Here is a 12,475-nt window from a genome sequence, read left to right on the forward strand (position 1 = left end):
TTTCTCCTAATTACATATTCTCTATTTTGCTTACTAAATCGGCTTCTTTTATTCCATATATATCCAAAAGCATCTTATTAATATTTTTAACATCAAACTTTTTTATTTTTCTAGCGTTATACTCGCCAAAAAAGTCTAAAGAGTTTTCATCCTGCAGTAAATCGTTTATTTTATGCGAGGTTTCATCCATATTAGACAAATCGATATATATGCCACCTTTATTCTCATCTATCAAATCAATATTTCCTCTGATATTAGAGCACACTACTGGTAATTTGTTGTTCATCGCTTCCATGATAGATACAGGTAATCCCTCTCTCTTAGAAGGAAAAACAAATAAATCCGCCATTTTGTATATATCTTTTACATCTTCTCTAAAACCTAAAAAGAATACTTTCCTCTCCAATTTCAAATCTTTAATTTTATTTATATAATAACGATACATTTCGCCTTGTCCACAAATTATATAATATACATTGTCTTCAGAAAGACTTGAACACATACTATCAATTATAAAGTCATGATTTTTATTTTGATTTAGTTCGCCTACTGACAGCATAACTTTAGATTCAGCAGGTATACATAATTCTTTTCTTATATCTGATTTCATACTTCTATTTGAATTAGAATGTATACCAGTCTGTATGCCTACACCGGGAAGATATTTTATATTATTAGAAGAAAATTTTTTTTGGGCAAACTTATAGTCTTCGAGATTTATAGTAATTAAAGTATCAGTGAAATTAGATAATATCTTTTCTATCGGGTAATAGATCAACCAATTTTTAATTGGTGCTCCTTTAAAAAAATGAAATCCGTGAGCAGTATATATAACTTTAATTTTTCTTAATTGTCCTACGATCCTTGCACATACTCCACCAATAGGAGAATGTGAATGTATATAATCAAACTTAGTGGATTTTGTTATGTTCATCAATTGCAATATAGCAAGCAGATTATTTTTCAAATCAAAAACATTTCTATCAAAGTTTATTTGATAGAATGTAACATCGAGTAATTCTAACTTAGTTTTCAATTTTTCAATTTTTTCAACCGAGCATGTATTTCCTTTTTCAAAATTAGCAGCTACATGAACTTCTACATTGTGATCTTTTAATAACTCTATATTTGGCATTATAAATTGATCAATCATAGATGCTACTGAAGAGACAATTAGTATTTTTTTCATTAAATTTTATCCTTTTTTTCTGATAATTTTATTGATTCATCAAAACTAAAAATATTATATTTTTCTTTGTATTGACTAAGTTTTTCTTCGTAATGTAAATCTCCAAAAATTTTAGAAAAAATTTCAATTTTATCAATTAATATTTTTATAATTGCATCATTTATTTTTATATTTAATATATTTTTTGAATTAACATTTGCTATTGTATTAAAAAGTTTTGAAGAGCTTATCACTTCGTCATTTTGAGGATGAAATACTCCTTTTTCATTATTTTTTATAAGTAGATATAAAAATTCACATAGATTTTTTATATAAATCATGCTTTTTTTATTTGTATTTTTAATAAACAAAGGTGAAATATTAGCTAGTCTTGATAATTTAGGATAATTTCCTTTTGAATTTTCTCCATAAATCATAGGGGGTCTTACAATAGAAACTTTAAAAGACTTATCTTCTATAGTTAACAGTTCTTTCTCTGCTTGTATTTTACTTTCACCATAAAAATTCTCTGGATTTGCTTTTGTTTTAACATTTATAGCTTTTTGATTGTATGTAGCTTTTCCAAAAACAATAATACTACTTAAAAAAATGAATTGTTTCACACCAGATTCTTTTGCTTTTATCGCAACTTCTTTAGTCAAATCTCTGTTAATCTTAAAATATTGTTCTTTCATTCTTGGATCCGTAGACACATGTGCAATACCAGCTACATGTACAACAGTATCGAAAGAAGAAAAATCAATCTTTTCCCATTCTCCATCTCTCATTCCTACCATTGTAACTTTATAACCATTATTTTTTTGAGAAATCCAATCTGATAGGTTATTACCTACATAACTATTTTTTCCTGTTATCAGTATTTTTTTCATGTATTTACTCCTTTGAACTCGCAGCTTCTTTTGATGCTAACGAGCCGGTACCACCTTCAACTACTCCATCACTCTTTAAAACACTAAAAACCGTAGCAACAAAACAGCGTGTATCCATCATAAATCCAATCTGTTTTACATAGTCTCCATCCAATTTTGCCTTGACCTCAATTGGTAACTCATCACGACCGTTAATTTGTGCCCAACCTGTTAAACCAGGTAACGTGTCATTTGCTTGATATTTGTCACGCTCATCTATTAAATCGTACTGATTCCATAGAGCAGGACGGGGTCCGACAAACGCCATTTCCCCTTTAAGGATGTTAAATAATTGAGGTAACTCATCTAAACTAGTTTTACGTAAAATCTTACCTATACGCGTAATATAGACATCCGGATCCGCTAATAAGTGTGTTGGTGTATCGTTTGGCGTTTCAATATACATCGTTCGGAACTTTAAAATATTAAAATGATTTTTATTTAACCCTACTCGTTTTTGTTTAAAGAATACCGGACCTCTTGACTCAATCTTAATTGCAGCCATAATCAGTACAAATACTGGAACTAATACTAAACATGCAACTAATGCTATTAAGAAGCCTAAAGGACGTTTAATTTTTAGATAGTTCAATTTTATTTTCTCCTTTTATAGTATAAAAAGTTAATTAGACCAAATTTTCTTCTTGTACAACAACATCATTTGCAATATCTAGTAAAATATTTCTTAGTTGTAATGGTACTTCTTTATACTGGTCGACTAAATTTAAAATATTCATTACCGGTTCTTTTTGACACGTTCGTCCGACAAAAATTTTCGGATAAATTGCTTCCGAATCAACCTCACCGTCCTTAAGTAATTCTTCGTACATCTTCTCACCCGGACGAATACCAGAAAACACAATCGGCATTTCGTCTTCTGTAAAACCACTCAATTCAATCATGTTCTTTGCGAGATCGATAATTTTGACAGGTTCCCCCATATCAAGCACAAATACTTCTCCACCATCGGCTAGAATCCCTGCTTGAATAACTAGACGACTTGCTTCCGGAATCGTCATGAAGAAACGTGTCATTTCAGGATGTGTTACTGTAACAGGTCCGCCTGCAAGGATTTGTGATTTAAAGAGTGGAATAACTGAACCACGGCTGCCGAGTACATTCCCAAAACGAACGACAGCAAACTTTGTCTGACTACGACGACCTAAATCTTGCACAATCATCTCCGCAATTCGTTTCGTCGATCCCATTACGTTTGTCGGGTTAACAGCTTTATCTGTCGAAATCATGACAAAACGTTCTGCTTGGAATAAATCAGCCACTTCCGCGACATTTTTAGTTCCGTACACATTATTTTTTACTGATTCGTACGGATTTGCTTCCATTAACGGCACATGCTTATGTGCTGCAGCGTGAAATACAACATTTGGTTTATGTGTTGCGAAAACTTCTTCAAGTCGCGTCCGATCTTGGACATCTGCAATAATTGGAACTAAGTTAATTGGAACTTGAAGGCTGCGTAATTCGCGTTCAATCAGGTAAATGCTGTTTTCTCCATGACCGAGCAGTACAATCGTTGTAGGATTGAACTGAATAATTTGTCTGCAAATTTCTGAACCAATCGATCCACCTGCTCCGGTTACAAGAACTGTCCGACCTTCAATCTCTGTTTTAATTCCAGAAATATCAAGTTCAACCGGTTCTCGACCCAATAAATCTTCGATCGAAACATCACGAATTGCATTAACTGAAATCTTACCGGTAATTAATTCTTCAATCATTGGTAGAGTCTGAACGTTTTTACATAACGTCTTTGCTTCTGTGATTAGTTCGATCCGTCGCTGTTGATTCAGTGATGGAATTGCGAGCACAATTGCTTCAATATTATGTTTCTCGATAGCTACTTTTAAGTCTTTCGTTGTTCCGACAACTTCAATTCCCTGAATCATGAAATGCATATTTTTCGGATCGTCATCGACAAAAGCAACTGGTTTTAATTCATGAAAAGGTGAAGCATATAACTGACGAACAAGGGCACGCCCGGCACGACCAGCACCAATCACAAGTGTCCGTTTACGTGTTTTGACTAAACGTAACGGTAGAGCATATTTACGCCAATGCTGACCAATCCCAAGCAGACGTAATACGATCCGAATTGCTCCTAAAAGCAATAGAGCAATGCAAAAGCTGAGAATCGTGATACGTTCAAGAACTTGTCCAAATAAGAATTTTTGATAAATCATTAGACCGATGGAACTGACTCCTAATGATAAAGAAAGCGTTAAAGCTTCCTGAATGCTAGCGTACTTCCAGTTCACGCGATACAACTTCATTAAGAAGGCAAGTGTGACGAACAGTAAAGAAAAAACTGCTGCCGATTGTAATAAGAGTTGACTGTCAATCAAGTCAAATAGCTCTCTCGGATATAAGAAAAAATAAGTAAAAGCAATAGCAATACATAACGCTACAGCATCAATACAGGCTAATGTCAGGGTTCGATAATAATAATAAAATTTCATTAGTTGAAAGTCCTTTCTCTTCACATCTGAAGTATTTCTTATAAAGAGGAGATTCGGTTCGCTCTCTCCGCCAATAAATCTTCCATCATGCGTGCGACATCATCTCCTAAATCGTCACGTTTTAACGCAAATTCAAGTGTCGTTTGGATAAAACCTAGTTTTTCTCCCACATCGTAGCGCTTTCCACGGAACTCGTAAGCCAATACTTCATCAAATTCATTTAGTCTTGAAATCGCATCTGTCAGTTGAATTTCTCCACCAGCTCCAACAATTTGTGTTTCTAAGTACTTAAAAATATCTGGTTTTAAAAGATAGCGTCCCAAAATAGCTAAATTAGACGGCGCTGTTCCTAAAATAGGTTTTTCAACGAATGATTTCACCTCATGTAAATTCTCTGAGATGCTGTTGTTTGGATCGACGATACCATAACGTTGTGTATCCTGATCTCGCACTTGTTGCACTCCGATGATTGAACGATTAGTTTGTTCGTATTGCTCAATTAATTGACGTGTACATGGTATTTCAGCTTGAACTATATCATCACCCAACATAACTACGAACGGCTCTTCTCCAATAAATGCCTTTGCTTGGAGAATTGCATCTCCCAAACCTTTTGGTTTGGATTGTCTGATGAAATGGATGTTAATATTTGTCGTCTCTTCAACAAGATGTAACAAATCAGATTTATTTTTAGCAATTAGATTTGCCTCAAGCTCCGGCACTGAATCAAAATGATCTTCAATTGCCCGTTTACCTTTACCTGTAATGATGATGATATCTTCAATCCCTGACTCAATTGCTTCTTCGATAATATATTGAATCGTTGGCTTATCAACAATAGGTAACATTTCCTTCGGCATTGCTTTTGTCGCTGGTAAAAAACGTGTTCCAAGCCCCGCTGCTGGAATCACTGCCTTTTTGACTCGGTTCATGAGATTCACTCCATTCTCATTTTCCATAAGATAATTTATATGGCAATCTTTACTTTATTTAAGATAACACATACCACATTCTACTTACCATAAACTTTTCCATATATTCATAATGTAAGCGTTAACATAGAAAAAAGAGAGTGTTAATTCACTCTCTTTTCCTTTCATTGACATTAAATCACTTATAACCACTGTCCTTTCCAGTTCTTTTCGACTGGATTTGGCGGGTTGATCGTGACCAATTGATTCAATAAAACTGCTTCATTGTTTTCATAAATTTCATCAATCAACCAATCTTCTAATTTCTTTTCAAGCACTTGTTCACATTGTTTCCAGTAAAACGGACGTTTCTCTATATGGTGCGCATCACTAGCGATGAGATGTGCTTGTGCATTTTCTAACAGAGCCAACGCAAAGCGTTGCACATCCTTACCATACTTTCCAACTAAACTAGCACATGTGACTTGACTGATCGCACCATTCGAAATCAGTTCAAATAATAGGGACGGATTTTGAATAATTGCCTTGTTCTTTTCTGGATGCGCAACAATAGGAATGTAGCCATCTGAAATCAATTCAGCGAATACTTGACGCGCGTACGATGGAATCCCACTCGACGGGAACTCAATCAAGATGTAGCGCGACTCATTCAACGTTAACGCTTGCCCTGCTTCTATAGCTTCCATCAACTCACCAATCAAACGAATCTCATGTCCTGGATAGACAGTGATTGGAATATCACGTTGTTTCAATAACACGTTGAACTCATTCACTGTCAATTGTACGTCGACGTCTTCTGTCTCGAATTGCGGATGATAGAGGTGCGGTGTCGCAATGATCCGCGATACTCCCTCGGCAGCAGCTTGTTCTGCTAACTGTAACGCGTGCTCGACACTAGACGGACCGTCATCGACGAGCGGCAAGATATGACAATGGATATCAACCATGTGAATGTCCCTCACTCATAAGAATAGTAGTATTGATATGCTGAATCATCTGTCAGTTCACGACGGTTCAAGACGACGCCAAGAATTTTTGCTTCAGCGAGATCGAGTTGTTCTTTTGCTTTTAAGACACGTTGACGATCGGATGTCGTACAGCCGACAACGAGTACGACACCATCCGTGAGCTTAGATGTAATCCGACTATCTGCCACTTGTAGCAATGGTGGTGCATCAAAGATAATCACATCAAAGTCTGCTCGTAGTTGTGATACAAGGTGCTCCATCGCGCGTGACGATAATAACTCTGCTGGGTTCGGTGGAATCGGACCTGCTGTTAAAATGGATAAGTTATCGACTTTTGTCGGTAAAATGGCTTTTTCTTTTTCTGCTTGACGTGTCAGTAAACTCGATAGTCCTAAGCCATTTGCAACTTTGAACGTATAGTGTACTGTTGGGCGGCGCATATCTGTATCGATGATCAAGACTTTTTTTCCTTGTTGCGCATAAGCGACTGCAAGATTGGACGAAGTCGTTGACTTCCCTTCCCCTTGCGTAGCAGATGTAACAAGAATCGCCTGAATCTCACGATCGACAGCCATGAATTCAATATTCGTTCGAATCGTCCGATATTGTTCAGCTACGGGTGATTTCGGTTGTGTTACCGTAATCAGCTTCCGTGCGTCTTTATTCATTTTACTTTTCTTAGCCATATTGTTTGACCGCCTCTCGTTTGGCTGCTTTTGATGAAGACTTGAATACTTTACTATCGATATCTGGAATACTACCAAGGACCGGTAGGTCAAGGATTTGTTGGACTTGTTCTTCTGTGCGGATGCGGCGATCGAGTACTTCACGTAAGAAGGCGAGACCGACACCTAATAAGAAACCAACTACTGCAGCAATTGCTGTATTTAAGATGATGTTTGGACTGACGGGTGATGTTGGAATACCTGAAACCGATAATACTTTGACGTTATCGACATTCATCAACTTCGGAATATCTTCACTAAATACATTCGCAACAGAGTTCGCGATGTCTGAAGCGAGTGCTGCATCTTTACTTTGAACGGACACGTTAATGACCTGAGAGTTCTGTTCACTTTCGACTGTAATCATATTGTTAAGTGCAGATACACTTGACGGAGCATTTGATACTTCTTTTTGAACCTTTTCTAAGATGGCTGGACTTTTAATGATGACACGATATGTATTAACGAGCGTCACCGATGACTGGACCTGTTGCGCATCAATGATGTTGTTCTCTTGTTTTTTCGGTGTAACGAGGATTTGCGTTCCTGCTTGATAGGTCGGCTTAATTAAAAAACTACTGACAGCAAACGAAATCAAGGCTACTACAATCGTTAGCGCTAGAATCCGCCAAAACGATTTACGTAAAATTGAAAATAATTCCTGCAAGCTAATCGTTTCATTCATGGTTTAATTATTCTCCTTTATTTGTCTAATTCAACGTTTTCTAACACAACTAAAAGTTAGTATAACAAATTTTTGGGAAATGGTTGATGTTTTTTTAGGAAATGTCATACGTTTTTTGAAAAACATTGCGTATAATAAAATATGAATTGTTCCAATTTTACATTCATTCCTGCAATCAGACATAGGAGGATTTTTTATGCACCGCTCGCTTCAAGCCTTACAATTTTATACCTCTCACTCTGCTGAGGATATTTCTCGGCTGCATGAACGGATCCGTTCAAGTCTTGCTTCGACGGAATCCCTGACCGATACGATGATTCGTATCACGGGGCAACCGCCACTCATTCCGTATGAAGAAGACACGGTAACTGCGACGGAATGGGAAGCATTTCTCGGTGGAAAACATCACCCCGTTCTCGCTGATTTTTACGGCACGCTCGTTGCCCGTCCACTGCTGGATGAAGATGGTCCGCTTCCAGTGGAAGAGAAAGAAGTGCTTCCGACACTCTCGCGAAGTCATCGGGAACCTGAATCCAAACGTCGTAAAAAAGAGAAGGCTATTCCACATGCTGGTGCTAAAAAACCAGTTCCATGGGGCTGGCTTGCCCTGTTGATTCTTTGTTTCTTACTTGGAGCCGGTGGGACATACGTCTATTCAACATACTTCGCTCATTCGGCAGATACGACACCTAAAGCAACAGTCGAAAAACCGGTCACCGTCGAGAAAACAAAGGAACAAAAACCTCAAGCAACAGAAACTGCTTCTCCTGTCGATGATGTACTGTATGTCAAAACGCGTTCGAGCAATATCTATCAAGAAGAATCGATGACGACGTTACTCTACGAAGCTGACTTTGGAGACGGATACCGCATTGTTGAGAAGAAAGACGGTATCACAGAAGTGGAACTATCCGATGACTTAACAGGATTCATTAAAACATCTGATACAACGAAACGTTTGGAAGGTGAACCACTCGCTGACGAAACACTCCTAACTTGGGTGAACGATCAACTCGATACAAGCTTCGTTACAGGTACACTCATTGACCTTATCGGTAAAAAAAGTACAGAGTTGAATAGTCTTTATGGACCAGCTGATCGGACATTTGAAGACGAATTACACGATTATGTATTTTATGGTGATCATTTCTTCGTTTTAAAAGATGACCGCGTCATTGCAATCGATTGGACGAACACGGATATCACGAATGCGCAACTCGCTTCGCTTGCTCCGCTTCAGCTCGAAACAGAAACAACGGGACTCATCACGAGTAACTCATATCGACTGCAACGCTTTGAAAAAGAAGGTACGGTTAGTCGTATTCGCTTAGCTGAACAATCGTTCTAAACGAAAAGCACCGAATCCTCGTGGATTCGGTGCTTTTTATCATTCCATATCAAGTGAATAACGCAATGCTGTTTGTGTTTCTTTCAATGAATCGTCTGTCGGATGCCAGTAATATATTCCATCTCCCTCTTTCCCACCCGTTCCTTCAAGCTTCAAGTTCTTTTGGTTACGGAAGGCATCCATATAATCAAAGGCTAGCGTCCGCATCGGTTTGAAGGAGACGTTCGTTTGAGCGTTCTTTCCGACGACATCCATGATCGCATTGAAGTTTCCGACTGATACATCAGATGACAATTTGTTCGCAACTTGGGCAATGACTTCCCGTTGTCGCATCTGACGACCGAAGTCACCACGTGGATCTTCGTAACGCATCCGCGTGAATTTCAATGCAGCTGCTCCATCTAAGTTATTTTTTCCGACAACAAAATGCGTTCCTTCAACAGTAAAGTCGATATCATTATTGACCGTCACCCCACCGACTGCATCAACTAGCGACGTGAACCCTTCCATGTTGATCTCCGCGTAGTAGTTAATTGGGATATTGAGAAACTTTTCGACCGTCTTGATTGCCATTTCCGGTCCACCGAAGGAATACGCATGGTTGATCTTATCATTTGTTCCTTTTCCAACGATATCAACTTTCGTATCCCGGGGAATACTAATCAATCGACTTTCGTTTCGTGTCGGATTCAGTGTCATGACCATGATCGAGTCACTGCGTCCCCGCTCTCCCGGTCTTTGGTCGACACCGAGTAATAGTACCGAGACCGGCTTTTGCTCTTCGACGACCTTATCTCCCGTGTTCTTAACCGGTGCTTGAATTTTTTTAACTGTCTGATCAACTTGATAATATGTATAGCCAATGAATCCACCGGCACCAACGACGAGGACAAGTGCAACCAATAGCATGATTTTCAGTGGCGTCCAGCGTTTTTTCACCTTACGTCTTTTTTTAACTCGTTCCAACTGAGTCCATTCCCTTCTGTGTTTTGCTTCTCGTTAATATCGGTTATATATAAAAAGACTTACAGTCCGAGTATAACGAAATTTAAGCGTGATTTGTCAAAAACGGGAAAAGATGAAAAAAAGAGCCTATCGTTTAGATAAGCTCCTTCGTTCATTAGAGTGAGGTTTGACTTTCTACCGTATAGGTTTTCTTCTCATAATCATAGTTCATAATGACGAGTTTACGTTGTGTTGTCGAAGTCGGAAATACGTATGTTTTAGAAAGTGCTTTAATTCCGAGTCCATAGTCCAGTTCTTGTTTCGATTGAATCGATGTCCAGTCGATTGAGTCCACTCCTGTCCACTCGCCAAGACCAGTTCCAGATAATACTGCATCCAATTGTTTTTCGGTCATACCCGTCTTGATTTTCTTTCCTTTGAGCAATTTCATCTTACTTTCACGCGCACCTGAGTAACTATCAACACGAAACAGATCTAACGACTTTCCTGTCAAACGATAGACTGAACTGTTCTTTTTCGTCATGAACTGAAACACAGATATGTTCGTAAAGTTCTTATCATCAGAGAACGTGTATGCCGTTGTTTTTTGACCTTGCGAAACGGTTGTATACTCTGCTTTTTTCTTTAGTACCGTCGAATTACTCTTTTTCGTCAGTTGTTTCTTATAGTCTTTTCCGTAGATGACTTTTGCTGCTTGCTCAATCGTCATTCCTGCTTTTAATGCGGTGTAACGGTCGGTGACCTTCGTTTCGTCTTTCGTCGCAGCCGATGCTGCACCTCCAAATAAAGTCGTTCCTGCGAGTACTGTTGCTACAGCAACTTTCGTAAATGTTGTTTTCATCTTCATATCCCCTTTTTAGAATGTCTCATAATTTTCAATAACATAGGTTTTCTTTTTCGTGTCATAGCTCATCTCAACGTAAACACGCGATTTCGTCGATTTTTGGAAGACATACAGTTTTCCTTTAAACGCTTCAATCTCATAGGCTTTGATTTCTTTCGCACTGAAGGCGCCTCGTGCATCTTCCTCAAGCAATCCAGCCCATTCCCCAAGACCAGAACCTGAAAGCACAGCATCAAGTTGTTTCTCCGTCATTCCCGTCTTGATTTTAGCGCCAGCGTTTAACTTCCGTGTACTCTCGCGGTATTCGGAATATGTATTCCGTCCCATTTCGACTTGTTTCGAGATTAGGCGATACACCGAGTCGTTCTTTTTCGTCATGAAACCGAGCGACATCAAAGTTGGAGGAATCTTTGCCTTCCGATCATAGATTTCGTAATAGATTTCCTTACGCTTCTCTTCAACGTCCGTAAACTCTTCTTTTGTCTTCAATACTTGTGAACCACTTTTCGTCGTTAATTGTTTTTTGTAGTCTTTGCCGTATAAGACTTTTGCGACTTGCTCCATCGTCATACCCGCTTTAAGTGCCGTGTATTGATTCGTGGCTGTTGTCTCGACTTTCGTCGCAGCCGATGCCGTTCCACTAAAGAGTGTTGATCCCACGATGATTGTCGCTACCGTGATTTTCATGAATGTCGTGTTCATACTCTATTCTCCTTTTTAATACTGACTATGATCTTCGACACGATACGCTTTCTTTTTCGTGTCATAGATGAAAAAGATATATTGCCATTTGTTTGTCGCTGTTGGAAAAACGTATGATTTCGTATGAATGATCGTTGCTTTTCCTGCTTTGACTTCTTTTTTTCGAAGGACGGATGTCGTATCGACGTGACCGAGTGTTCCGAATTCCCCGAGCCCTTTCCCCGTCAATACTCGATCGACTTGTTGTTCCATCAATCCGTTTTTGATTTTCGCACCTTTGATCAGTTTGCGATCACTCGTCCGGAATCCGGCTGCGGTGTCACGCTTGAACTCCATTTGTTTCATCGTTAGCCGGTACTTCGTTTCGCCCGTCTCCGTCATGAACATCAGGACACCGATCGCTGACGGGAATTCCACTTTTCGATTTACGAGATCATAGAGAAGGACGTTCCGATCCCATTCTTCCATCTCAATCACTGTGTTCAATCGTAAGACTTGTGAACCGTTTTTCATCTTCAACTGCTTCTTATATGTCTTTCCATAGAGGACTTTGGCGACTTGTTCCACCGTCATCCCCGGTTTTAAGGCACGATATTGTTTTGTCGCAATCGCCTCGGATTTCGTTGCCGCATCCGCCGTTACTGGATTGATGCAAACTATTGCGATCAGTACCATGAGAAGCCATCGTTTGACGTTCCACTTCTGCATCCATTTCACTCACTTTCTGTTGC

13 protein-coding genes are annotated in these 12,475 nt (G+C 38.7%); 1 reads left to right on the top strand and 12 read right to left on the bottom strand.

Annotation, left to right across the window (positions count from 1 at the left end):
* Nucleotides 1-10 precede the first annotated feature (10 nt).
* The 8 genes from ACZGCQ_RS10925 to ACZGCQ_RS10960 all read right to left on the bottom strand — a co-directional run bounded on the left by ACZGCQ_RS10925 (nt 11) and on the right by ACZGCQ_RS10960 (nt 7,884).
* Complete coding sequence (locus ACZGCQ_RS10925; RefSeq protein ID WP_481266268.1) at nt 11-1,189, bottom strand: glycosyltransferase; 1,179 nt, start codon at nt 1,187-1,189, stop codon at nt 11-13.
* A complete protein-coding gene (locus ACZGCQ_RS10930; RefSeq protein ID WP_481266269.1) occupies nt 1,189-2,058 on the bottom strand; it encodes an NAD-dependent epimerase/dehydratase family protein in 870 nt (289 codons plus the stop codon). Before ACZGCQ_RS10930 ends, ACZGCQ_RS10925 begins: the two co-directional genes overlap by 1 nt.
* A 4-nt stretch (nt 2,059-2,062) precedes the next feature.
* Nucleotides 2,063-2,689 (bottom strand): sugar transferase, encoded by a 627-nt coding sequence (locus ACZGCQ_RS10935; protein WP_481266270.1) that lies wholly within the window; start codon nt 2,687-2,689, stop codon nt 2,063-2,065.
* 34 nt (nt 2,690-2,723) lie between these two features.
* Complete coding sequence (locus ACZGCQ_RS10940) at nt 2,724-4,574, bottom strand: polysaccharide biosynthesis protein (RefSeq protein ID WP_481266271.1); 1,851 nt, start codon at nt 4,572-4,574, stop codon at nt 2,724-2,726.
* Between the two features lie 38 nt (nt 4,575-4,612).
* Nucleotides 4,613-5,506, bottom strand: a complete 894-nt coding sequence (gene galU / locus ACZGCQ_RS10945; protein ID WP_481266272.1) for a UTP--glucose-1-phosphate uridylyltransferase GalU — start codon at nt 5,504-5,506, stop codon at nt 4,613-4,615.
* Nucleotides 5,507-5,688: 182 nt separating this feature from the next.
* The gene (locus tag ACZGCQ_RS10950; RefSeq protein ID WP_481266273.1) at nt 5,689-6,453 is read right to left on the bottom strand and encodes a tyrosine-protein phosphatase; all 765 of its coding nucleotides are present in this window, start codon (nt 6,451-6,453) and stop codon (nt 5,689-5,691) included.
* Between the two features lie 11 nt (nt 6,454-6,464).
* Entirely contained in the window at nt 6,465-7,160 is a 696-nt protein-coding gene (locus tag ACZGCQ_RS10955) for a CpsD/CapB family tyrosine-protein kinase (RefSeq protein WP_174316649.1), read from the bottom strand.
* The gene (locus ACZGCQ_RS10960) at nt 7,153-7,884 is read right to left on the bottom strand and encodes a YveK family protein (RefSeq protein WP_481266274.1); all 732 of its coding nucleotides are present in this window, start codon (nt 7,882-7,884) and stop codon (nt 7,153-7,155) included. Before ACZGCQ_RS10960 ends, ACZGCQ_RS10955 begins: the two co-directional genes overlap by 8 nt.
* A gap of 196 nt (nt 7,885-8,080) precedes the next feature.
* Between ACZGCQ_RS10960 and ACZGCQ_RS10965 the strand changes: the two genes are divergently transcribed.
* A complete protein-coding gene (locus ACZGCQ_RS10965; RefSeq protein ID WP_481266275.1) occupies nt 8,081-9,232 on the top strand; it encodes a hypothetical protein in 1,152 nt (383 codons plus the stop codon).
* 39 nt (nt 9,233-9,271) lie between these two features.
* Here ACZGCQ_RS10965 and ACZGCQ_RS10970 read toward each other — a convergent pair whose 3' ends face one another.
* The 4 genes from ACZGCQ_RS10970 to ACZGCQ_RS10985 all read right to left on the bottom strand — a co-directional run bounded on the left by ACZGCQ_RS10970 (nt 9,272) and on the right by ACZGCQ_RS10985 (nt 12,461).
* Nucleotides 9,272-10,171 (bottom strand): LCP family glycopolymer transferase, encoded by a 900-nt coding sequence (locus ACZGCQ_RS10970; protein WP_481266276.1) that lies wholly within the window; start codon nt 10,169-10,171, stop codon nt 9,272-9,274.
* A 181-nt stretch (nt 10,172-10,352) separates the two neighbouring features.
* Nucleotides 10,353-11,039, bottom strand: coding sequence for a hypothetical protein (locus ACZGCQ_RS10975; RefSeq protein WP_481266277.1), 687 nt, complete (start codon nt 11,037-11,039; stop codon nt 10,353-10,355).
* Between the two features lie 15 nt (nt 11,040-11,054).
* On the bottom strand, nt 11,055-11,744 hold the full coding sequence (locus ACZGCQ_RS10980) for a hypothetical protein (protein ID WP_481266278.1): 690 nt from the start codon (nt 11,742-11,744) through the stop codon (nt 11,055-11,057).
* 15 nt (nt 11,745-11,759) lie between these two features.
* Nucleotides 11,760-12,461, bottom strand: a complete 702-nt coding sequence (locus tag ACZGCQ_RS10985) for a hypothetical protein (protein WP_481266279.1) — start codon at nt 12,459-12,461, stop codon at nt 11,760-11,762.
* Nucleotides 12,462-12,475 lie beyond the last annotated feature (14 nt).

The sequence above is a fragment of the Exiguobacterium sp. HSB13 genome (genome assembly GCF_056764755.1).

Bases quoted from the DNA above. Each gene is read 5' to 3' on its own strand.
- ACZGCQ_RS10960 (WP_481266274.1), bottom strand. From the start codon at position 7,884: ATGAATGAAACGATTAGCTTGCAGGAATTATTTTCAATTTTACGTAAA.
- ACZGCQ_RS10965 (WP_481266275.1), top strand. From the start codon at position 8,081: ATGCACCGCTCGCTTCAAGCCTTACAATTTTATACCTCTCACTCTGCT.
- ACZGCQ_RS10980 (WP_481266278.1), bottom strand. From the start codon at position 11,744: ATGAACACGACATTCATGAAAATCACGGTAGCGACAATCATCGTGGGA.
- ACZGCQ_RS10930 (WP_481266269.1), bottom strand. From the start codon at position 2,058: ATGAAAAAAATACTGATAACAGGAAAAAATAGTTATGTAGGTAATAAC.
- ACZGCQ_RS10955 (WP_174316649.1), bottom strand. From the start codon at position 7,160: ATGGCTAAGAAAAGTAAAATGAATAAAGACGCACGGAAGCTGATTACG.
- ACZGCQ_RS10975 (WP_481266277.1), bottom strand. From the start codon at position 11,039: ATGAAAACAACATTTACGAAAGTTGCTGTAGCAACAGTACTCGCAGGA.
- ACZGCQ_RS10950 (WP_481266273.1), bottom strand. From the start codon at position 6,453: ATGGTTGATATCCATTGTCATATCTTGCCGCTCGTCGATGACGGTCCG.
- galU (WP_481266272.1), bottom strand. From the start codon at position 5,506: ATGAACCGAGTCAAAAAGGCAGTGATTCCAGCAGCGGGGCTTGGAACA.
- ACZGCQ_RS10940 (WP_481266271.1), bottom strand. From the start codon at position 4,574: ATGAAATTTTATTATTATTATCGAACCCTGACATTAGCCTGTATTGAT.
- ACZGCQ_RS10925 (WP_481266268.1), bottom strand. From the start codon at position 1,189: ATGAAAAAAATACTAATTGTCTCTTCAGTAGCATCTATGATTGATCAA.